Origin of the sequence: Methylococcus sp. S1M, assembly GCF_051295855.1 — a bacterium.
Classification (GTDB): domain Bacteria; phylum Pseudomonadota; class Gammaproteobacteria; order Methylococcales; family Methylococcaceae; genus Methylococcus; species Methylococcus capsulatus.
Map to the genome: position 1 here is coordinate 60,397 of NZ_JBPDXO010000006.1, position 21,510 is coordinate 81,906.

The 21,510-nt window shown below is 63.4% G+C and carries 20 protein-coding genes and 1 pseudogene; 6 read left to right on the forward strand and 15 right to left on the reverse strand.

The window, feature by feature from the left end; genetic code table 11:
• Positions 1-107: 107 nt before the first annotated feature.
• From msrP to ACSHWJ_RS11540, 4 genes are read left to right on the forward strand one after another with little or no spacing between them, the layout of a single operon-like run.
• Positions 108-1,040: a protein-methionine-sulfoxide reductase catalytic subunit MsrP gene (gene msrP / locus ACSHWJ_RS11525; protein ID WP_010960166.1), complete on the forward strand. Its 933-nt coding sequence runs from the start codon at positions 108-110 to the stop codon at positions 1,038-1,040.
• A 55-nt stretch (positions 1,041-1,095) separates the two neighbouring features.
• Positions 1,096-1,698, forward strand: coding sequence for a sulfite oxidase heme-binding subunit YedZ (locus tag ACSHWJ_RS11530; protein WP_432539849.1), 603 nt, complete (start codon positions 1,096-1,098; stop codon positions 1,696-1,698).
• Positions 1,699-1,757: 59 nt separating this feature from the next.
• Positions 1,758-3,110 (forward strand): diguanylate cyclase, encoded by a 1,353-nt coding sequence (locus ACSHWJ_RS11535; protein WP_432539848.1) that lies wholly within the window; start codon positions 1,758-1,760, stop codon positions 3,108-3,110.
• Positions 3,111-3,148: 38 nt separating this feature from the next.
• Positions 3,149-3,643, forward strand: a complete 495-nt coding sequence (locus ACSHWJ_RS11540; RefSeq protein WP_026045874.1) for a glutathione peroxidase — start codon at positions 3,149-3,151, stop codon at positions 3,641-3,643.
• On the opposite strand, the gene ACSHWJ_RS11545 is transcribed toward ACSHWJ_RS11540, so the two are convergent.
• From ACSHWJ_RS11545 to ACSHWJ_RS11575, 7 genes and pseudogenes are all read right to left on the reverse strand, one after another.
• Entirely contained in the window at positions 3,640-4,383 is a 744-nt protein-coding gene (locus ACSHWJ_RS11545; RefSeq protein ID WP_432539847.1) for a substrate-binding periplasmic protein, read from the reverse strand. The two genes, ACSHWJ_RS11540 and ACSHWJ_RS11545, sit on opposite strands and share 4 nt — an antisense overlap.
• A gap of 634 nt (positions 4,384-5,017) precedes the next feature.
• Positions 5,018-6,928 carry a DUF4209 domain-containing protein gene (locus ACSHWJ_RS11550; protein ID WP_432539846.1) on the reverse strand — a complete coding sequence of 637 codons (1,911 nt, stop codon included), beginning with the start codon at positions 6,926-6,928 and terminating at the stop codon, positions 5,018-5,020.
• The gene (locus ACSHWJ_RS11555; protein WP_432539866.1) at positions 6,925-7,758 is read right to left on the reverse strand and encodes a restriction endonuclease subunit S; all 834 of its coding nucleotides are present in this window, start codon (positions 7,756-7,758) and stop codon (positions 6,925-6,927) included. Before ACSHWJ_RS11555 ends, ACSHWJ_RS11550 begins: the two co-directional genes overlap by 4 nt.
• A gap of 15 nt (positions 7,759-7,773) precedes the next feature.
• Positions 7,774-8,735 (reverse strand): annotated as a pseudogene (locus tag ACSHWJ_RS11560) (DUF559 domain-containing protein); the annotation flags it as partial.
• The gene (locus tag ACSHWJ_RS11565) at positions 8,725-8,994 is read right to left on the reverse strand and encodes a helix-turn-helix domain-containing protein (protein ID WP_435928735.1); all 270 of its coding nucleotides are present in this window, start codon (positions 8,992-8,994) and stop codon (positions 8,725-8,727) included. The pseudogene ACSHWJ_RS11560 and the gene ACSHWJ_RS11565, both read right to left, overlap by 11 nt.
• The gene (locus ACSHWJ_RS11570; protein WP_432539845.1) at positions 8,937-9,956 is read right to left on the reverse strand and encodes a Fic family protein; all 1,020 of its coding nucleotides are present in this window, start codon (positions 9,954-9,956) and stop codon (positions 8,937-8,939) included. The genes ACSHWJ_RS11565 and ACSHWJ_RS11570 overlap by 58 nt, the downstream gene beginning before the upstream one ends.
• Before the next feature lie 42 nt (positions 9,957-9,998).
• Positions 9,999-11,564, reverse strand: coding sequence for a type I restriction-modification system subunit M (locus tag ACSHWJ_RS11575; RefSeq protein WP_432539844.1), 1,566 nt, complete (start codon positions 11,562-11,564; stop codon positions 9,999-10,001).
• Here ACSHWJ_RS11575 and ACSHWJ_RS11580 point away from each other — a divergent pair.
• Positions 11,554-11,802: a hypothetical protein gene (locus ACSHWJ_RS11580; RefSeq protein ID WP_162136871.1), complete on the forward strand. Its 249-nt coding sequence runs from the start codon at positions 11,554-11,556 to the stop codon at positions 11,800-11,802. The two genes, ACSHWJ_RS11575 and ACSHWJ_RS11580, sit on opposite strands and share 11 nt — an antisense overlap.
• Positions 11,803-11,907: 105 nt before the next feature.
• Here the strand turns inward: ACSHWJ_RS11580 and ACSHWJ_RS11585 are convergent, their stop codons facing one another.
• Genes ACSHWJ_RS11585 through ACSHWJ_RS11610 form a run of 6 tightly spaced genes read right to left on the reverse strand, consistent with a single transcriptional unit; the run spans position 11,908 to position 18,744 of the window.
• Positions 11,908-13,077, reverse strand: coding sequence for a SpoIIE family protein phosphatase (locus ACSHWJ_RS11585; RefSeq protein ID WP_432539843.1), 1,170 nt, complete (start codon positions 13,075-13,077; stop codon positions 11,908-11,910).
• Positions 13,070-14,137 (reverse strand): chemotaxis response regulator protein-glutamate methylesterase, encoded by a 1,068-nt coding sequence (locus ACSHWJ_RS11590; RefSeq protein WP_432539842.1) that lies wholly within the window; start codon positions 14,135-14,137, stop codon positions 13,070-13,072. The genes ACSHWJ_RS11585 and ACSHWJ_RS11590 overlap by 8 nt, the downstream gene beginning before the upstream one ends.
• Positions 14,134-16,392, reverse strand: coding sequence for a hybrid sensor histidine kinase/response regulator (locus ACSHWJ_RS11595; RefSeq protein WP_282213538.1), 2,259 nt, complete (start codon positions 16,390-16,392; stop codon positions 14,134-14,136). The genes ACSHWJ_RS11590 and ACSHWJ_RS11595 overlap by 4 nt, the downstream gene beginning before the upstream one ends.
• Entirely contained in the window at positions 16,389-17,042 is a 654-nt protein-coding gene (locus tag ACSHWJ_RS11600) for a chemotaxis protein CheW (protein ID WP_017364830.1), read from the reverse strand. Before ACSHWJ_RS11600 ends, ACSHWJ_RS11595 begins: the two co-directional genes overlap by 4 nt.
• Positions 17,039-18,292: a CheR family methyltransferase gene (locus tag ACSHWJ_RS11605; RefSeq protein WP_282213539.1), complete on the reverse strand. Its 1,254-nt coding sequence runs from the start codon at positions 18,290-18,292 to the stop codon at positions 17,039-17,041. Before ACSHWJ_RS11605 ends, ACSHWJ_RS11600 begins: the two co-directional genes overlap by 4 nt.
• Positions 18,283-18,744, reverse strand: coding sequence for a chemotaxis protein CheW (locus tag ACSHWJ_RS11610; protein ID WP_282213540.1), 462 nt, complete (start codon positions 18,742-18,744; stop codon positions 18,283-18,285). Before ACSHWJ_RS11610 ends, ACSHWJ_RS11605 begins: the two co-directional genes overlap by 10 nt.
• Positions 18,745-18,856: 112 nt before the next feature.
• Here ACSHWJ_RS11610 and yfbR point away from each other — a divergent pair, with 112 nt between their 5' ends.
• Positions 18,857-19,444 (forward strand): 5'-deoxynucleotidase, encoded by a 588-nt coding sequence (gene yfbR / locus ACSHWJ_RS11615; RefSeq protein WP_010960150.1) that lies wholly within the window; start codon positions 18,857-18,859, stop codon positions 19,442-19,444.
• Positions 19,445-19,454: 10 nt separating this feature from the next.
• On the opposite strand, the gene ACSHWJ_RS11620 is transcribed toward yfbR, so the two are convergent.
• Together ACSHWJ_RS11620 and ACSHWJ_RS11625 are read right to left on the reverse strand one after the other, a co-directional pair.
• Positions 19,455-19,880 carry an SRPBCC family protein gene (locus tag ACSHWJ_RS11620; protein WP_010960149.1) on the reverse strand — a complete coding sequence of 142 codons (426 nt, stop codon included), beginning with the start codon at positions 19,878-19,880 and terminating at the stop codon, positions 19,455-19,457.
• Between the two features lie 231 nt (positions 19,881-20,111).
• A complete protein-coding gene (locus ACSHWJ_RS11625; protein ID WP_432539841.1) occupies positions 20,112-20,948 on the reverse strand; it encodes a helix-turn-helix domain-containing protein in 837 nt (278 codons plus the stop codon).
• Between the last annotated feature and the right edge of the window lie 562 nt (positions 20,949-21,510).

Consider the following 21,510-nt stretch of genomic DNA (forward strand, 5'->3'; position numbering starts at 1 on the left):
GGGGCACCACTCGCCCCTGGAGCCCCTAACCAGCCCAGACGGCATCCAGCGCAAAAGCCATGCAGTACCATCGGGGCACCACTCGCCCCTGGAGCCGGGAGACTGCCATGCGTAAAACCAGCTCACCCAGAATCGCCCCTTCCGAAATCACGCCGCGGGACCTGTACCACGACCGCCGCCGCTTCATGCAGGCGGCCGCCGGCGCTGCGGCCGCCGCCCTCTGGCCCCATTGGCTCAGTGCGGGCGAGAAACTGCCGGGGGTCCGAAAAACCGATCACGTCCTGCCGGATGCACTGACACCCTTCGAAGACGTCGCCCATTACAACAACTTCTATGAGTTCGGAACGGACAAGGAAACGCCGTCCCGGACCGCAGGCAGCCTCAAAACCCGTCCCTGGACGGTATCCGTGGAAGGCGAGGTGCAAAAACCCAAGCTGTTCGACGTCGACGACCTGCTGAAACTCGCTCCTCTGGAAGAACGCATCTACCGCCTGCGCTGCGTCGAAGGCTGGTCGATGGTGGTGCCTTGGGTGGGGTTTCCGCTGGCCGAACTCATCAAGCGCGTCGAGCCCACCGGGAACGCCAAATTCGTCGAGTTCATCACACTGTACGACCCGGCCCGGATGCCCGGCCAGAAGTCGTCGGTGCTGGATTGGCCCTACCGGGAGGCGCTGCGCCTGGACGAGGCCATGCACCCCTTGACGCTTCTGGTCTTCGGGCTTTACGGCGAAGTGCTGCCGAACCAGAACGGCGCCCCGGTGCGGGTGGTGGTGCCTTGGAAATACGGGTTCAAGAGCGCCAAATCCATCGTCCGCATCCGCTTCGTCGAACAACAGCCGGTTTCGACCTGGACCCGGGCCGTGCCCAGCGAATATGGCTTCTATGCCAACGTCAATCCGCAAGTGGACCATCCGCGCTGGAGCCAGGCGAAGGAACGCCGGCTCGGGGAATTCTTCAAGCGGCCCACGCTGATGTTCAACGGTTACGCCGAACAGGTCGCCCACCTCTATGCCGGCATGGACCTCAAGAAGTTCTTCTAGGGGAAGGAAGCGGATACGGCACGAGGAAAATGCACCGAGGGCCGCGAAGGCCGTCGTGTTCGTCGCGGCCCTCATTCCGCTGGCAAGACTTGCCGCCGGCGCCGCACTCGGCACCCTGGGCGCCAATCCCATCGAAAAGATCATCCGGACGACGGGCTACTGGACCTTGAGTTTCCTGCTCATCACCCTCGCCGTCACACCTCTGCGCATCGTGTTGAAGCAGCCCTGGCTGGTACGCTTGCGGCGAATGCTGGGCCTGTTCGCATTCTTCTATGGACTGCTGCATTTCACCGGCTATGTGGTGCTGGACCAGTTCTTCGACTGGCCGGCGATCCTGAAGGATATCGCGCAACGCCCGTTCATCACGGTGGGTTTTCCTTCTTTCGTGTTGCTCATTCCGCTGGCGGTCACCTCCACCGACGCGATGATGCGCCGGCTCGGCGGCAAGTGCTGGCAGCGCCTGCACCGGCTGGTCTATGTCTCGGCCATCGGCGGGGTGATCCACTACCTGTGGCTGGTGAAGAAGGACATCTCCGATCCTCTCAGGTTCACCGTCCTGCTCACCGCACTGCTGGGGTTCCGGGTGATCGTCCTGCTGCGCCGCCGCGCGCGGGGCTCGAATTCGACGGTGCTGTCCGACCGCCGCGAAGCCGGCTAAACTTCAGGAGCCGCGACAAACCGGTCCGGCCGCCGCTGCGCCACTTCCGAAATGCCACGATGCTCAGACTGACCCGCAAAGTCTTCGTCGACCTGTCGATCTGGATGATCGGCTTCGGTCTGTTGATCGGCCTCATCTTTCCGTTCTTCGCATTGAGCCTGGGGATACCGTCCTCGTATGTGCTGACGCCCTGGTTCTTCGCTACCTGCATCGCCGCCGGATTCGCCGTGGGAGCGATGAACATCGCCCTGGCGCGCTCGGTCGTCGGTGAACGGTTGCGGCTGCTGGCGGAACGGATGGGCCTGGTCGCGAAGCGCCTGCAAGACATGTCGCAGGACGACACGCCAGGAAGATGCACCCCGGAACATTGCGCTATCCAAGTCGATTCCGACGATGAAATCGGCGACGGCGCCCGAGCCTTCAACCAACTGATCCAGGCATTGTCACTTTCGATCGAAACCGAAACGGCGGTCCGCACGTTCACCGAGATGCTGGTCAGCGAACTCGACGTGCATCAGCTCACCGAGCGGGCTTTGGCGCTCCTGCTGCAACACACCGGTGCCGACGGCGGGGCGATCCTGATCGAAGTGGACGGCGAAATCCGGGTTGCGGCGTCGCAGGGCATCGGCAGCGCCCACATGCTGGCGAACAACGACCGCGTCCGCAGCGCGCTGCGCACCGAGCGCCGCCACAGGGTGCAACTGCCCCAGGATCTCGTGGTAGACGGCATGCTGGCGCAGTTCCGGCCGAAGGAGGTCATCATCGATCCCGTGCGGCACAAGGAAGTGGTGCTGGGAGCGGTCGTGTTGGCCAGCGGCCAAGGCTTCAGCGCCGAAGACCGGAATCGCCTGGACGTGTTCGAGAGAGGACTCGCGTTGGCGTTGCACAACGCGCTCCTGTACGACCGTTTGCAGACGCTGGCGGCACTGGATCCCCTCACCGGCGCCTACAACCGCCGGTTCGGCATGGCCCGGCTGCGGGAGGAGTTCCGGCGTGCGGTCCGGCTGAACCTTCCCCTCGGCCTCCTGATGTTCGACATCGATTATTTCAAGCGGATCAACGACACCTACGGCCACCTCGCCGGGGACCGGGTGCTCTCCCGCGTCGCCAAGACTGCGCGTTCGGTGCTGCGCGAGGGGGACGTCCTGGTCCGTTACGGTGGCGAGGAATTCATCGCGGTCCTGCCCGCCGCATCCCTGCACGACCTCGAATACGTGGGCGAGCGGCTACGCCACCTGGTGGACGACCTCGTGCTGATGGACGGCGACCAGTCGATGCATGTAACCGTAAGCATCGGGGCGGCCGCGTACCCGGACACCGACGTGGAAGACGAAACCGCCCTGGTCGATCGGGCCGACAAGGCGCTCTACGCCGCGAAATCAGACGGGCGCAACCGTCTGGTCATCAGCTGATACCGCTCGTCTCTCATCTTGCGACGGGATTCAAAGACATGAACATCTACGAATTCGAAGTCCGCACCCTGGAGGGCGAAACCGTTCGCCTGGACGGCTACCGCGGGAAGGTCCTTCTGATCGTCAACGTCGCCAGCCGCTGCGGCTTCACTCCGCAGTACGCCGGCCTGGAGGCACTGTACCGGCGCCATCGTGACGCCGGCCTGGTGATCCTCGGCTTTCCCTGCAACCAGTTCGGCGGCCAGGAACCCGGCAGCGAAACGGAAATCAGGCGGTTCTGTTCGAGCCGGTACGAAGTGAGCTTCCCGCTGTTCGCCAAGATCGAGGTGAACGGCGAGCATACCCACCCCCTCTATGCCTATCTCAAATCCGCGCAGCCGGGACTGCTCGGCAGCGAAGCCATCAAGTGGAATTTCACCAAGTTCCTGGTCGGCCGCAACGGCGAGGTCGTGAAACGCTACGCCCCGACCGCCACGCCGGAAAGCATCGAACCCGACCTCCTGCCGCTGCTCACGGTTGGGAGCGGGGGCTAGGGCCTGTAGTTGTGGGCATCCAGAATCCGGCCGTAGGTGCCGTCATTCTTCATCGCCTTGAGCGCCCGGTTGAAGTCGTCGACGATCCGGGCGTGATTGGGGTTGGCGCGGCTGACGGCGATGTGCAGCTGCTCCAGGCCGACCGGCCGCGGCAGGAACTCCAGGCGGCTCTCGCTCTCGGGCAGGTATCTCTTCGCCGTGTATTCCAGTACGTGCTTGTCGTCGATCACCAGATCGCATTGGCCCTCCACCAGTTCGGTCAGGGCCTCGACCAGGGTATCGTTGGCGATCTTCAGCAGCCCACCGGCGCGGAGAAAACCCGAAGGGTAGCCGTAGTTCTTTACCATGCCGATCCGGAGGCCCCGGATGTCGCCGTAGTCCTCGAATTCGATGTCGGTCCATTTGCGCTTGACGAAGCGGACATCGTTGACGAGGTAAGGATCGCTGTAGTCGAGATACCGGGCACGTTCGTCGGTGTACCAGATGTTCGCGACCACGTCGTAGACGCCGATGTTGGCACCTTCCAAATCGCGTGACCAGTCGTCCACGGTGAGCTGGGTGGTGTAGCCGGCACGGGAAAACACCGCGGACACCAGGTCGATGGCCAGACCTCCCCCCGCGGCGGTCGGATCGACATAGGGTGGCCACTCGTCCGCCACCATCCGCAATTGCTCGGTCCTGCCGGCCAGGGCAAAGAACAGCAGCAAGGCGGTCAGGCTCAGCTTCGGCAGTTTCGACATCTCGGGACTCCCTCCTCGATGAAAATTCGTCGGTGGCGCAATGCCGGCGGCGGACGGAAAACGCAGCCGGTCGGCCCGGTCCCGAAGTGTAGAAGGAGTCGGCGCCGAAATCGAGACGTTGGAGTCTCCGAACGATTCATGCTTCGCCCCGGCGGCCATACTTCACGCCTGCGCTGGAGTTTCGTACTTCAAGCGGGATGTGTTCCCGAAAGCGGTGTACAAGAGTCGAGGCTGCGGGGGTTTTGCCGAGAAGGCGCCGCGGGGGATCTCCTCGACGGCGGCGACGGGGAGGTCATCGAAGGCTCCGGTGAGGGTGGGATTCCTACCCTCAAACCTCTCCACCGAGGAGTACTCGATGACCGAAGACAGGATGCAAGCTTTCCGAGCTGCTCGAGAAGGCCGTCTCCTGCTTCAACCGATGGAACAACCCCTTGGTGAAGACGACGCCGGAGCCCGACCGGTTCGATTTGGCGACCTGCCGAATTCCCTTCGGGGTCACCGGTGGTGGCAACCAGTGTGATGGAAAACGGCTGCATTTAGTTGCTCCTGTCCTCCTCGCGTTCGATGCAGTACCCGAGCGCGTGCAGCTGATCCAAGAGGGCGCTTTCGACTTCGGCCTCCGACAGAAACGCCATTACGGTTCTCCTTGTTCTTCGACGGGCTCAGCAGGAGGGATTTGCCCGTCATTGACTTCCTGCTGTCCAGCGGCAGGGTTCGCGGAGTTCCACCATGTATTGAAAATGAGCTGCAATGCCAACCACCACGCATAGATCGCGAAGGGCGAGTTACATCCATCCTCGTCAAGCAGTCCATGGGCCAACTCGTTGCGCAAATTGGGGCCGAAGGCATCGCAGAACAGCGATTTGAGTTCGAAAGTCAGATCCTTGCCAAACACCTGCACGGCCTCCGGCAATTCGAGCAAGGTGCTCATCCCGTTTTCATTCTGGATGCCGTTCTTGTCAATGTTCGTAGTCCTGGCACCCGCCTGCTTGAGATGCACCCGCACCAAATGCTCGATCTGTGGAATCAGTAAATGCAGTGCGGTAACGAAATCACGTTCATAACCGGCAAACAGCGCTTTGCCGAAAAGGCCCGCCCGATCTTTGGGTACGATGGGGGAACTTCTTGCCAATGCAATGAAATCGATTTCCCGTAACCTATGCTCAAGCAGGAGCACTTCCAAGGCTGGCAAAATATCACCTTGCACCACAATGCTAACCAGGATGCCGTAGTCACGGATCATCTCAGCGCGGATCGCAATTTCATCGTCTGCCGTCAGCGCTGCGCCCAAGCTCATCGGCGGGCACTTCGCAATTACCCGGCCATCACGGCTCATCCCCATCGCAGCAAAAAGCGATTGCAAGGGGTACCGACGCATCCTTTCAATCGCGTTTTTTCGGAGTTCTTCCGTATTGGCTCCGCGATGCAGGTTCGCAAATGCCAGCAAGGCGAGTTGCGCCGATTTACCGGTGACGGACTTCCTGGCGCTCTCGATGAGTTGAGTAATATCGACGCCTGGCGTCTGAATAAGCACCATCTCTCCCAGAGCTCGCTCGCCAGAATCGTTCAAGTGATCACGCAGTTCAGCAATCCTTGCATCGACTTGATGCGTGGAGCGCTCGGCTCTGGGTACTGTTCGATACGTCTGGATGACGTTTTCAAATATGCTCGCAGCCACCATGTGACTGGGGCTCTCTGATGCGGTTTGTGCAACCGCTTCCTTGACCCAGCCTTCGGCTACCGCAACCGTCATTTCTGCCGCTTTAGCCGCGTCAGGAATGGTCCTGTACCATTCGGCAGCCGAAGAAAAATACTCCCGCGCCCTGTGCAGATCACCGGCACCATCAAATTCTCGGGCTAGCGCTTCTAGCTTTCTCGCCACACCCACTCGGTGATCTCGCCCCAAACCATTCGATTTCAGAAGGTCGGCCAGCCAAAGTCCGAGGAATCCGTCGTCCCGCTTGGCTGCGTTAAACGCAGTAACTATGGAGGCCTCCATTTGCTGAAGCCTATCTCCGGCCGCCGTCTTGAGCATCCGTGCCAGACTAATCGCACGTGACCAGCATTCGCAGCCTCCGTGTACCCAGGTATCTGCGTCGAGTGGAAGGCGGCGGTAAGCGTCAATGGCTTTCAGGGCGAATGCAGTGTTGCGAGGCTCGCCCTTCAACCAGAGCAAGTCGCTGAGCCGTGCCTTCAGCCAGTTGTCGTCGACCGCATCGACGATTTCGGCAAAGAACGCAATGTCGGTATCGAGCAGATCATCCGGTATGACTGACCGCCGGTCATGGAAAACAGCAAAGGGCTTGAAGGGTTCGTTCGTACTTGATGGTACGAGCATCATCGAACAGGCATCGGCAAGCAGCCATAGGACCTTGCCGTGCGCAACACGACCTTGCTCTATGGCTGTGCGTGCGGCACTCGACAGTGCCAGCCACATCGCCGAGTAGCCTTCTCGGGTGGCTTGGGCAATCGCGTCTTTCCAACCTGACGCCTCAAAGTCTTGAAGCGAAACGGCCAAATCCTGCGGGTAGCGTTCGTTGCTCACAGCCCACGCTCCGTAACAAAATCCTCGGCATCCTTCACGCGCAGCTTGCCGAAGATGAGCTTGGGCAGCAGGGTGTCGCGGAGGTGGGCGAGGGTGCGGGATTCGCGTTCGTTTTCCACCAGCTGTCGATAAAGGGGGCCAACCATCTTCGTGAAATTTGTCAGCACCTGGTCGGAAAGAACCACAATCCGAAGAGGCCGAAAGTTGCTTTTGCTGATCTCAAGAAACGTCGAGCCGTTGGCGTTACCGACAATCGCATCCATATTTTCCTTGCACCACAACAGCACGAAGACGTTCGGCAGGGTGCCATCACATTTCATCGCGATGAAGCCTTGGTTGATTGCCGTAGGAACTTCGGCAATCGCCAAATAGCCGATTGGTGCCCGTGAAGAGAATAACACCGTGCCGACGGACAGGAGGCAAGAACTGATCTTTGCAAGACCGGCATCCGTAATCTTTCGATCCGTGTCCAGCAAAACGGGAAACTTCAGAGCGGATAAATCTTTGGGTGTTGCCCAGCAGTGTTGCCCACCTTCCCAAAACTCCGGTTCCTTGGTGCTGGGTGTCGATCCGACACAGACCGTCACTTCTTCGCCAATCGTCGAATGACGCCACCCCTCCGGAATCTCCCCCAATTCGGATTCGACGAGGCGGTCGGGGAAGAGGTCGAGGATATGTTGCGGCCAATGCCATACCCCGTCCGCATCGAGCGTGCCCCAAAGCTCCCCCTCTCCCTCTGGGAGAGGGGCCGGGGGTGAGGGCGAAGAAGGCGAACGTTGCTCCACGATCGCCTGAAAAATCGCCTCCAGCACCGCCTCGGTTTGCTGCAAGACATCGTGATTCCAAAAACGCAAGACGCGCAGGCCATGCTCGGCTAGAAGGCATCCCGGCGAGCGTCGTGCCGCTGCCCGGCCTCTTCGTTGTGCTGCCCTCCGTCGATCTCCACGACCAGCTTGTGATCGTGGCAATAGAAGTCGAGCACATACGGCGGAAAGGGATGCTGACGGCGAAACTTCACGCCCGCAAGCTGACGGTTGCGTAGCAGGCGCCACAGCAGCGCTTCGGCATCGGTCATGCGGTGGCGCAGCTCGCGTGCGAAGTCAAGGATGTCGGCGGGAAGTTTGGGCTTTTTGCCCTCACCCCCTGCCCCTCTCCCAAAGGGAGAGGGGAGATTCATCTTGGCGCGTACCGGCTCGAAGTCCACGAACCACGCTCGGAACAAGGCGCGGGCCATCGCCTCCAGCGTTTCGTTCTGGCGGCGGTTGAGTTCGATCTTGTCGTCCAGCGTGCTGAGGATGTGGGCGATTGCACGTTGTTCGGGAAGGGGCGGCAGCGGAATCTCCAGCGAGCGCAGATAAGTCACCGGCTGCGCAATCGACGGCACGCCAACTTGCGAGGTATTGGCTAAAAGCTTGTGCTGGCCTTCCGGCGAGCGGAAGTAGGCAACCAGAAACTCCGGCAGCACCTTGGTTGGATCGGGGCGGAGGTAAAACTGGCGCTGGGAAATGACGTACCTGTCAAAAGCAGATGTGCTCGGTATGTAAGCAACTTGACCAATGTTGCCAGCGTGAGTGAACACAACATCACCCCGCTGCACGTTTGCATTGCGCAGTCGTTCTGCATGTTCGCGGGTTATGAAGTTGAACCCCGGCGCATCGTCCAGGCGAAAACCGTGCAAATGCTGTCCACTGATCACGGGCACGCCCTCGGGGACAAACGTCTCGACCTTGATCGAAGAGCCGAACGGTCCCATGGCCACGCGCTCGGCAACCTCTTCGATCCGACATTTCGTCCACTCACCCGCCATACCCTACCTCCTTCAGCTTGGCCTCGATCGCCGCTTTCCACCGCCCCACCCACGCCGACCTTTTCATTCCCCCCCCCACCTGCGCCAACAGATCGAGATAGCCGCCATAGACGAACACCCGCTCGCGGGCGCGGCCGGTCACTTCGCGCACGATGCCCAGCTTTTGCAGCGCCTCGACCATGCGCGCGGCGGTGGCGAAGCTCACCCCGGCCCGTTCGGCCAAGAGCTTGATGTTGACCACCGGGCGGTGGCGCAGCACGTCAAAGACGCGCAGGGCGTTGGGCGCGGCGCGCCCCAGCTTAAGCAGCCGTTCACGGTCGGCGGCAAACAGGGCGAGCAGGCGGTGGGCGGTGTCCACCGCGTCCTGGGCGGGGCGGCCACGCCTTCGAGGAAGAAGTCGAGCCACGCCTCCCAGTCGCCGGTCTGGCGCACAGTATCGAGCAGGCGGTAGTACTCGCCGCGGTGCTGCTTGAAGTAGAGCGAGAGGTAGAGCAGCGGCTGGCGCAGCACGCCTTCGTGATGGAGGATGAAGGCGATGAGCAAGCGCCCGACGCGGCCGTTGCCGTCGAGGAAGGGGTGGATGGTCTCGAACTGCACGTGGGCCAGCGCCGCCTTGACGAGCGCGCCGGGGCTGTCGGCGTCGTGCAGGAAGCGCTCCAGCTCGCCCATGCAGGGTTCGACCTCCTGCGGCGGGGGCGGCACGAAGATGGCGTTGCCGGGGCGGGTGCCGCCGATCCAGTTCTGCGTGGCGCGGAATTCCCCCGGCGCCTTGCCGGCGCCGCGGCCGCGGGCGAGCAGTTTGGCGTGCAGCTCGCGGATGAGCCGGTTGCACAGCGGAAAGCCCTCCTTGAGACGCGCCATGCCGTGTTCCAGCGCGGCGACGTAGTTGGAGACCTCCACCACGTCGTCGAAGGGCACGCCGGGGGCCTCATCGAGTTCGAAGATGAGAAGGTCCGACAACGAGGACTGCGTGCCTTCGATCTGGCTGGAAAGCACCGCCTCGCGCCGCACGTAGGCATAGAGGAAGATGTCCGGCTCGGGCAGGAGCGCGGCGATGGCATCGAGCCTTCCCAGAGCCAGCAGTGCCTGTTCCAGCTTTTGCTGGCGTGCGGCGGGCATGTCGAGCGGCGGCACGGGCGGCAGCGCGGCGGGGACGAAGGCGCGCACGGCTTCGCCGCCTGCGCTGACCATCTGCCATGTGCCGGTCGAGCCACGTTGCATGAGGAGCCTCCCTGTGTGCGCCAGTGAAAATAGCGGCGCAGGCTATTTTAACTTAAGACTCGAAACAAAAATAACCAACCTCAAAACCCCAGCGCCTTCAGGTTGGCCTCGATGGCGGCATCGAGCCGCGCCGCCTCCTCCCGCTGCTCGCGCCATTGCCGGGAGAGCCGCGCCATCTTCTCCTCGAACGGTTTCGCCGTCGCCTTCCTGTTCCGCCGCACCCACATAGCGCCCGGGCGTGAGCACGTAGCCGTGCTTGCGGCTCTCCTCCAGCGTGGCGCTCTTGCAGAAGCCGGGAATGTCGCGGTATCCGCCCTCTCCCCCTGCCCCTCTCCCAGAGGGAGAGGGGAGTGTGCCGCGCCAGGCGTGGTAGGTGTCGGCGATCTTCTGGATTTCCTCGCCGGTGAGTTCGCGCCGGGTGCGGTCCGCCAGCACGCCAAGCTTGCGGGCGTCGATGAAGAGCACTTGGCCGCGCCGGTCGCGGCCCGCTCTACCCTCACCCCCAACCCCTCTCCCGGAGGGAGAGGGGTGTTTTCCGCTCTTGTCGCGGGCAAGGAACCACAGGCAGGCCGGAATCTGGGTGGAGTAGAAAAGCTGGCCGGGCAGCGCCACCATGCAGTCCACCACGTCGGCCTCCAGCATCGCCTTGCGGATCTCGCCCTCGCCGGACTGCTGCGAGGACATCGAGCCGTTGGCCAGCACCACGCCCGCGGTGCCGTTGGGCGCGAGGTGGTGGTAGATATGTTGCAGCCAGGCGTAGTTGGCATTGCCCACGGGCGGCACGCCGAATTTCCAGCGCGCGTCTTCGCGCAGGCGCTCGCCGCCCCAGTCGGAGATGTTGAACGGCGGGTTGGCGAGGATGTAGTCAAATTTAAGGTGGGGAAATTCGTCTTTGTGGAAGCTGCCTTCATTGTTCCAGCGGATGTCGGCGTCGATGCCACGCACGGCCAGGTTCATCTTGGCGAGCCGCCAGGTAGTGTAGTTGCTCTCCTGCCCGTAGATGGCGATGTCGCCGATGCGCCCGCCGTGCTCCTCGACGAACTTTTCGCTCTGCACGAACATGCCGCCCGAGCCGCAGCAGGGGTCGTAGACGCGCCCCGAGTATGGCTCCAGCATCTCCACCAGCACGCGCACCACCGAGCGCGGCGTGTAGAACTCGCCGCCGCGCTTGCCCTCGGCACCGGCGAACTGGCCGAGGAAGTATTCGTACACGCGCCCGAGGATGTCATAAGACCTGCCCTCACCCGGCCTTCGGCCACCCTCTCCCTCAGGGAGAGGGGCTAGGGGTGAGGGTTTCAGCAAGGCAATGCCGGAGATGAGGTCGATCAGCTCACCCAGCATCACCTTGTTGAGCGCGGGGCGGGCGTAGTCCTTGGGCAGCACGCCTTTCAAGGATTCGTTGTCCTTCTCGATGGCGCGCATGGCGTCGTCGATCAGGGTGCCGATCTCGGGCTGCTTGGCATGGGCCTGCAGATGCGACCAACGGGCCTCCTTGGGCACCCAGAACACGTTGTCGGCGAGATATTCGTCGCGGTCCTCGGCGGCGGCCGGGTCTTCCCTCATGAGCGCGGCATGCCTGGCCTCGAAGGCGTCGGAGATGTATTTCAAAAAGATCAAGCCTGGCGTTCTCGACGCCATAGAGCGCCAGCGGATCGGCCAGCCACAGATGGTGCCGGCGGATCGACATCGCCAGATCGAACAATGTGATGGAGTTCGACAATGCGTCTTCCAGGACGGCCACCACGATATCGGGCACCAGCGTCGTCAGGTTGACCATCCGGCTCACACAGCCGTTGTCGATTCCTTCCCGCGCGGCGATTTTCCTCAAGGACTTCGCTTCTCCTGATCCCAGCATCGCCAGCCAGCGGGGGCCTTTGGCCAGAGCCGATTGAATGGAGGCCGCTGCAACGTCGACACCGCCCCCGCCGATCCAGCTCCGGAGCCCTCGGGATCAATCGAACTTCAATTCCAGGACGGAAACGTCGTCTTCGAACTCGGCGCAGTCCTGCACACCCCGCATCGCCGCCAGAAGCTCCCGTGGCCCGCCCCCGGCCGAAGCAACCGACGCCAGCTGGTCCACGAATTCGCCGAAGGTGAACTCGTTACCGCCAGGGCGCGTGACCTCGTAAATCCCATCGCTGAACAGATAAACAGCAGAAGCCGGCGGCAAGCGGAATTCTGCCGAAGCAAAGACGGCATCACTCATGACACCGATGGGCATGGCCTGCTGACGCAGCTCCGCGGGCGCGCTGCCTGCGGCGACAACGATCGCCGGGGGATGCCCTGCGCTGGCATAGCGCACCGTGCGGGTCGCCCGTTCGAACACCCCGTACCAGAGCGTGAAATACAGCAGATTGTGCTTTTCCATGGCGAAGGCTTCGTTGAGCGCGCCGAGCACGGACGTCGGGTCCAGGAAATCCACTTCCGGCAGCGTACGCCGGCTGATGGCCGCCATGGCGGACACCGAGAGCAGGGCGGGCCCCACGCCGTGGCCGCAAACGTCGAGCAGGAAAAACGCGAAATGGCCGGGATCGACGTCGAAGTAACCGAAGGAGTCCCCTCCCAGCGTGGCGGAAGGCACGAACTCCCAGGCACTGCGGATGGGACCCGATGCAATCGGCGCTGGCAACTGCGAACGCACGTAGCTCGCGGCCTCGTGCAGGTCCGCTGCCAGCGCCCCATAGGCTTCGTCACGCTGCAGCTGGGCGATGTAGGCGTTGGAGTGATAACGCAGGCGGGCTATCAGCTCGACGCGGTCGGGAAGTTTGACCAGATAGTCATTCGCGCCACGCGCGAAGGCTTCTGCTTTCACCGCCGGCTCCTCCTTGCTCGACAGCACGATCAGCGGGACGTTGCGGGAAACCGGATGCTCCCGGAACCGCACCACCAGATCGAGGCCGTCCACATCCGGCATCACCAGGTCCTGGAGGATGAGTGTGGGCCGGACCCGCTCCGCTTCCGCCAGCGCCTGAGTCGGATCGCTCAGGAAATGGAACTCGATGTCCGTTTCGTCTTTCAGCAGACGGCGGACCGCTTCGCCGATGATCCTCTGATCGTCGATCAGCAGCACGACGATGGGGTGGGCGACCGCGAGCGACGCCGCCCTGTTCTCTTCACGCATCAGAAGCTCCCCGGGAAACGCGTGCCGGTTCCGGCAAAGAACGTATGTACCGCACGACGGCGGGCGCGATCCGGTCCAACGGCAGCACGGCGCTGGCCGCCTGCTGCCGGACCGCGGCCCCCGGCATGCCCCAGATGACGCTGGTATCCTCGTCCTGTGCGACTGTCATCAGGCCTGCGCGCCGCATGGCCAGCAGACCCGCCGCCCCATCCCGGCCCATTCCCGTCAACAGAACCCCGCACCCGGTCAGTCCGGGGAGAACGGCGAGGCTTTCGAACAGCCGGTCCACCGACGGGCAGTGGTTGGTCCCGTCCCCGGCCTCGACGTAGTGGAGCCGCATCCGGCCGTCCAGCACCATGTGTGCCTCACGGGCGGCAAGGTAGACCGTGGCCGACCTGATCCGCTCCGGCCGTTCCAGCAGCCGGATATCCAGCGGCGTCTGGCGCGACAGCCAATGCGCCAGATTGTCGGCGAAACGCGCGTCCAGATGCTGCACCACCAGCACGGCAGCGGGAAAATCGGCCGGAAGCCCGGAGAGAACTACGCCGAGCGCATGAGGACCGCCGGTCGAGGAACCGATTGCCACCACCGGCACCGCCCCGCCGTTCGACGGACGAAGCGACCGAGGCGCTGGCTTTCCCGCGGATGCCCCTTGAAGCGGCGCAGCCATCAATGCACCCAGCGTCGCTATCTTGCGTAACAGCTCGCCGGCACCAGCAATCTCCTCGCCGTCACCCACCCTTCTCGGCGTCTCGACCGCATCCAAGGCCCCGGCCGCCATGGCTTCGTAGACGCGGGTGAAGGCGCCGGCGATGGTCGCCGTGACCACCAAGATGGGACAGGGCATCGTGCCCATGATGTGACGCGTGGCCTCGACACCGTCCATCGCCGGCAGATGCATCGCCATCAGGATCAGATCCGGCCGATCGGCGGCACAGCGGGCCACGGCCTCCTTTCCATCACGGGCGGTCCAGCAGACATCCAGGCCCGCCTCCCCTTCTATCACGCCGCGCAGGATTTCGATGGCCTGGCGGTCGGCGTTGACGATTGCGATCCTCAAACCGTGGCCTCCCCGATCAGTTCCTGCACTGCCCGGATCAGCGTGTCATCGCGGAATCCGCTTTTGGCGAGGTAATGGTCCGCGCCCGCCTCCAATCCCGCCATTCGGTCTTCCTCCCTGTCCTTGTACGAAACGATCATCACGGGCAGCCGCTCGAAACGAGCATCGGCCCGTATTCGCCGCACCAGCTCGATGCCGTTCATGCGGGGCATGTCGATGTCGCTCACGACCAGATCATAGCGGCCCGGCGCCAGCGCATTCCAGCCCTCCATGCCGTCGACCGCCACGTCCACCTCGTAGCCGTGATTTTCGAGCAGCCGCCGTTCCAGCTCACGTACGGTGATGGAATCGTCGACCACCAGGATCCTGCGGACCCGCCGACGTTCCGGCGCCGCCCGGTTCCGCCGCCCGACTGCCAGACCGCCCGACAGCATCGAGGCGATGGAGCGGAACAAGTCATCCACGTCGAGAATCAGGACCGGCATGCCGTCTTCCGCGACTGAAACGGCACTGACGTGCGGCACCTTGCCGAATCGGGCGTCCATGGGCCGGACCACCAGCTCGGACTCACCGAGAAAGCCGTCGACCTCGATGGCATAGGACTCTCCCTGGTTCGTCAGAACCACGGCGGGGACGCGATCCGCCACCGCATCCGGCGGATCCATTCCGAGCAGCTCGCGGGCGGCGACGAGGGCAATGTTCGCGCCATCGGCGATGAAATAGCTTCGGCCCTCGATGGCCTTGAGTTCGGCCGGGTCCAGCGCCACCAGCCGGCCGATGCGCGCCAGCGGAAAGGCGTAGGGTTCGCCGCCGAGCCGAACAAGCAGGGCACGGACCACCGAGCGGGTCACCGGAAGCTGGAGCCGGAACACCGTGCCGCGACCGGAGCGCGACTCGACCGACACCGAGCCGCCTTCGGCATGCACCATGGACTGCACGACGTCCAGCCCCACGCCGCGACCCGACACCCGGCTGGTCACGTCGCGCGTCGACAGTCCGGGCAGAAACAGAAAGTCGAACAGCTCGGTGTCGGTCATCTGCATCGCCAGCGCCGCCGTCGTCAGATTGCGTTCGACGATCTTCCGCCGGAGCCGCTCGCGGTCCACGCCGCGGCCGTCGTCGCTCACCGTGATCAGCAAAAGGCCCGCGTGATGACGCGCTTCCAGACGCAGGCTGCCGCGTTCCGGCTTCCCCGCCGCCCGCCGTTCTTCCGGCTGTTCCAGACCGTGATCCAGCGCGTTACGGAGCAGGTGACCGAGCGGAGCCTCGAGCTTGGCGAGAATGTCGCGGTCGACCAGAGTGGCGCCGCCGCCGATCTCGAAATGCACCTGCTTGCCGAGTTCCCTGGCCAGATCGCGAACCTGGCGGGGAAACGAACGCGCCCCCTCCTCGAAAGGACGCATCCGGCCGGCCACCACCTCCCTGAACTGGGATTCGGCGGTCGACGCCGCGCGGCGCAGATGGGCATCCAGCGCCTCGAGGGTTCGCCCCAGTCTGCCGCGTATCTCTTCCAGTAGCCGGAGCGCGCTGCCGCTCGGTCCCTCCTTGGCCAGCACGGCCGCCAGCCGGTCCAGTCCCCGGCGGGTGGCCTCCAGGCCGTCGAGGGTGTCCTCCATGCGGTGGGTATCGACCAGTGATTCGGAGGCCAAGCTGATGATGCGGTTGAGTACCTCGGCACTGATCTTGACGGCGCGGTCCGGCGCCGCGGCAGCCGCGGCTTCCGGTCCCGGCGCGGGCACCGCCGCAGCCTCTGTTTCGGCATCGGACAGGGCAGCTTCGGCTCCACCGCCCTTCGACTCGGCGGTCGGCTCCGGAACTGGCGTCGCAGCCGCCGTGGCGGAATTGCTGGCGGCCGTGGCCGCCACCTGGTCGAGATGCCGTAGGCGGCGTTCCAGATTCTCCGCTGCGTCCGCCTGCGTTGCCAGCCAGGCCGGCAAGTCCGGCTCATCCACCTGCGCCAGGACGACGATCCAGTCGACGCCCTCGAGCAGGACGTCCACCCGCGCCGGCGTCAGCGCCAGCCTGCCTTCCTTGGCCGCCAGCAGGGCGTCCTCCATGGCGTGGGCGATACCGACCGCCGCATCCAGCCCCAGGACCCGCGCCGCTCCCTTGAGCGAATGGGCCGCTCGCATGAGCGGTTCGATCCGCCCGGAGTCGGCCGGCCCTGTTTCCAGCGCGATCAGGCCGGCGGTCAGGACGCCGGTATGGGCCTCGACTTCCTCCCGGAACAAATCCAACAAGGCGAAATCGCTCATCGCAGCAGGGCCTCCAGCGCACTGGACAGACGTTCGGCATCCAGCACCGCTATGCTGCCCACGGCATGCCTGACCAGCCAGCGGGTGTAAGCGTCGGCAGCCTTACCGACCGTCGCCGGCGGCCGGCTCGTCTCGTCCAGGACCAGACGCCTCAAACCCAGGATGGCGCCGACCGGGAATACCAGCCGGTGCCCCTCTCCACCGCAGACAAGAACCCGTTCGGCAGCGGAATCGGCTTCGCTTTCGATACCCAGGACGGCGGCGAGGGAAAAATACGGAATCAGTTCTCCGCGCACGCTCATGATGCCCAGAAATTCCGTCCCGCTGCGATGCGGAACGCGCCGCCAAGGGCCCGGCGCGGCGCCCTCCCGCACCCACTCCGCCGGCAGGGCGAACCATTCCTCCCCCAACCGGAAGACCACCAGCGGCGTCCGTTCCGCGGCGTCGTCGTCCGGCACGGCCGAGAGCTGTTCGGTCCAGCGATCGATGCTGTCCTCGCCGGGCGGACGGTCGAACAACGCCCGGCCCGCAACCTGATAAACGTCGCAACTGCGGCAGTGGATCACCTCGGTGAGGCGGGAGCATGCGCGGCTGCCATAGATGCCGATCCGGTTCCAGCATTGTCCCTCCTGGATTCCGGCCTCCGTCATGGCTCACCCTCGGCAGCGGCGGAGCGGTTGCGGAAGTGGCGGGCGCGCTCCTCATCCCCCCGCCGCTCGTAAAGGGCGGCCAGGTGCAACAGGCTTTCATTGTGCGAGGGAGCGAGATAAAGCGCCTGGCGGAAATATCTCAGCGCTTCGTCATCCCGGTTGGCGGCCGACATGACGATCCCGAGCAAGGCATGGACCTCCGGATCATGGGGATGCGATGCCAGATGGCTCTGACAGAGGCGCTCGGCCGCCTGGTAGTTCCCACCGTCCGCCAGGGCACGCGCAGTACCCAGCACCGCACCCTCGTCGAACGGCGCGGCACGCCCGGTTTCCCTGCCACCAGAGAGCAAATCCGGCCCCGAAGGCTTCGCCTCCCTCGGCGCATCGCGCCTGACCGCCTCAGCGGCCAACGGCCGGGAGGAACGGGCGGGAGGTGGCTCCGCTTCGGCCGCGTCCTGCCGTATCCACGAAAATGCCCCCGCCACGCCGTGGCGCCGGAAACCCCGGTCTGGCCCCCCGATGCCGTCGGCGTGCCCCAGCACCAGCAGTCCGCCCGGATCGAGCGCGTCACGGCACTGGTCGATGATCCGAGCCCTCAGCTCGGCCCTCAAATAGATGAGCACGTTGCGGCAAAACACCGCCTGGTAGCGGCGGCCGCGACCCCAGCCGGGGTCACCCAGATGGGCGACCCGGTACTCGACGTCGCCCCGCAGTCCGTCCTTCACTCGATAGCGACCATCCCCGAGTTCGTCGAAATAGCGGCTGCGCCAGGTGCCGTCACCTGGGCTCCGGAACGAGCGTCCACCGTAGATTCCCGCCCTGGCCGCCTCGATGGCCCTGGCGCTGATATCCAGGGCTTCGACCCGGAAGTCTCCCTTCCTCATCCCGGCCTCCCGCAAAGCGATGACGATGGACCAGGGCTCCTCGCCCGTCGAACAGCCCAGGCTGAGCACATGGAACGGCACGCTTCGCCGCTGCAGGCGGTGCCGGGCGGCGGACTCGGCCAGCGCTTCGAAAGCCGGCGGCTCCCGAAAAAACCAGGTCTCGGGCACCAAGACCGCGTCCAGCAGACGTGCCCGTTCCTCGGCATCCGCCGCCAGCCGCGCCGGGTAGGCGGCGGCGGTACAGCCGGCGGCATCGAGCCGCCGTTTCAGGGCGCACAGGACAGCGGCCTCGCCCAGGGCGCGCGGCTCGAGCCCGGCCGCCGCCAGCCAGTCCCACAACCAGCCGACGTCGCCATTCAGCCGCACCGCTCCACCTCGGCGCACAACCGGGCCAGTTCCTCCGTCGCCAGCGGCTGCCAGCGGATAAGCTGCAGCAGAGCCTGCTCCAGTCCCGCCACCTCGCCCAGCCACTCGGCGCCGGGTATGCCGACGCCGGTCTCGCGGAGCGCGTCCCGATCGACTGTCTCGGTACCGGTCACCCGCTCGGCCAGCAGACCCAGTTCGGGCCCGACCTCCCCGCCTCTGGCATGTCCGACCAAAAGCAGACGCGTGCTGAGGAGGCGGCGGGAGGGCCGCCCCGCGATCAGCTGGGTCAGATCGACCGCCGGCAAAACGGCACCGCGATAACGGAACACCCCCGCCACCCAGGCCGGCGCCTGCGGCAGCGGACGCAGTCTGGGCACCTGCGTCACCGTGAAGACATCGGCGGCGGGCAGTGCATAATGCTCACCGCCGATCTGGAAGGGTACGAGCAACATAGGCCAAAGATCATACCGGCCCGCGCATTTTTCTGCATGCCGCGATCTCCCGCCAGACCGCCGCCGATACTTCGTCGGACCTCCTTCACGACCCCATGGAACCCGCAACCCCATGAAGCAAAGCCCGTTTTTCGCCCATCTGGGCCGCCTGCGCTGGATCAAGCGCTGGGGCCTCATGCGCAACGCCTACGAAGAAAACGTCATGGAGCACGGCTGGGAAGTGGCCGTCATCGCCCACGCCCTGGCGGTGATCCGCAGCGAAATCTTCCACCGGCCCATCGACGCCGACCGGGTCGCAGCCGCCGCGCTTTACCACGACGTGAGCGAAGCCATCACCGGCGACCTGCCCACCCCGATCAAATACCACTCCCCCGCCATCCGCGACGCCTACAAGGATCTGGAGCAAAAAGCCTCGCAGGAACTGCTGGCCCTGCTGCCGGAAACGCTGAAACCGGCGTTCGCCCGGATACTGCTGCCCGAAGCCATCCCGGAAGAGTTCCGTGTCCTCATCAAAGCCGCCGACCGCATCGCCGCCTACCTGAAATGCGGCGCCGAACGGCGGGCCGGCAACACCGAATTCGTCAACGCGGAACAAGAAATCCGGGAAAAAATCCGGCAACTGGAGTTGCCGGAAGTCGACTATTTCATGGCCGTATTCGTGCCCGGCTACGAACTGACGCTGGACCGCCTGGTGCTCTGAGTATTTGTCGTTACGCGCCGCGCAGATCCCTTTCCATGCCATCGATGCCGTCGCTTATGGCGCTGCGCACCAGTTCCGCCACCGATGCGGCATCCTCCGGCTCCGACTCGAAATCGATGGTCCAAACCACGATCGCTAAGCCATCGTAAGACTTGAATACTTCCACCGTGCCTTTGTAGTAGGTGACGGGAAACGGAGACAAGGGCCGGAGATAGGTCAGCCTCATGGTGACATCGTCGATCTCTTCGATGGTGTCCCTGATCTCACCGCCGCCCGCCACGGTCATGTACCGCAATGCACCGGCTCCCTCGCCCTCCACCCTGCACGTCTCGATGATCGGAAACCAGACATCGAGCCGCCCTATGTTTCGGACCACTTTCCAGACCACATCCGCGGATACGTTCAGTTTTTTTGCAATGGGTTGCTTGGTAAGCACAGATATCTCCTCGATCAATTTGGACAACACAACGATTGCACTGGCGGCGCCGACTCCGTCGAATCCCGATCGCCTATGGCCCCCCCTGCACACTGTCTCAGCACCGCCTGGAACCCGTATTGGAAAAATCCGACAGAGCAGAACGGCGCGACGCGCATCGCGGCGCCAATCCGCCGACCGGCGAGAAGACGCATGGACTGCGTCTGGAAATAACTTTTATGGGAAAACCGGCTAATCGCTGTGATATCCGGCCACATTTAAATTCAGCAATCCGGAGCATCGTATAGTCCCGGACGCCTTCACTTGAGGATAAATGGACTCTGGCGGCATCCCGTAAAACTCCCGGAACTCGTGAATCATATGGCTTTGATCGTAGTAGCCTGCCGCGTACGCGAGATCGGCCCAACTCGAATATTTTCCGGTCTGTAATATCGCGCTCCGCAGACGGACTATGCGGGCGTATTTCTTAGGCGTAGCGCCGATATGAGCCTGAAACCGCCGTTCGAGCGTGCGCTCACTCAAGCCCAGGGTACGGGCAACCATAGAAATACGACAGCTTCCGCCGGATTCATCGAGCGCCTTGCATGCGGTTTGAACCAGCACGTCATCATTACCGACATTCAAACGGGAGAGCAGGAACTGCTCGACGCATTGAACGCGTTCACTCGCCGCCGTCTTGAGAGCCAACTGGTCCTCGATTTCCTCTATCGAATATTTAGGAAAAATATCCCGGCAATCGACCCGCCTTTCCGCGCAATCTCTCGCAACACCCCGGCAGAACACATTCAACCCCCAAGGAGTCAGCCGCGCCGAAACCCCAGATACCTTACCTGACGCACCGAGGTCGCTTCGAAAACTCTGGAAACCGGCGAGTCCGCTACGTGTCGTATAAGTTTGCCCCTTGTGCTTCGTAGTGAGCAAATCGGCGTACAAAAAGCACAAATAGGTTGCGGTATCCGGAAGAATAGAGAGCGCGAGGTTATCGCCGCCCAGCAAATCCTCATAATCCCAAAACGCCGAGACAAAAGGCGCCAACAAACGGGATGGCCGAAAAATCCTCAAGCTCATACTAAGCGTTAAGAAAGAAAAGTCATGCGTCACCTCGGCATGGATTCGCTACGCGCTCTGACGAGTGTCGAGATCCAGGTTACATGGATGTATCAGCCTTGCCATCCCTGGCTTCTCGATTCCGGCACAAATCCGCCGGGAGCGGATTTGCATTTCCCCGAAGGGCGGCAGGCAGGATGGCCAGCCGTGAGTCCATGCCGGAATGACGAGCGATGCGGCATTCATTTATTTACGCTTAGTGACAGACAGCATGACATCTCACAATAAGGAGCGGAGCGCGTTCGCCCAGCGCTCCGCCTGATGGATGTTAGGTTTCGTTGACCAAACCCCATCCGAGAGCCTGTGACTGATTTTCGAAAATGGCCATTGCTGTCGTCATGCGTTTGAAGCCCAGGCTGCGATAAAAAGGTTCCTTGCCAGGAGCGGAATACAGAATAATCTTTTTATGCCCCGCCGACAGTGCGATAAGTTTTCCAAGGTAATCCTCCCGGAATTAGGGGAGATCAGAAGTAGAGCTATGCGGCCCTGGCCAACCGCTGTTTTGGCGTGATGCCGCCCAAGG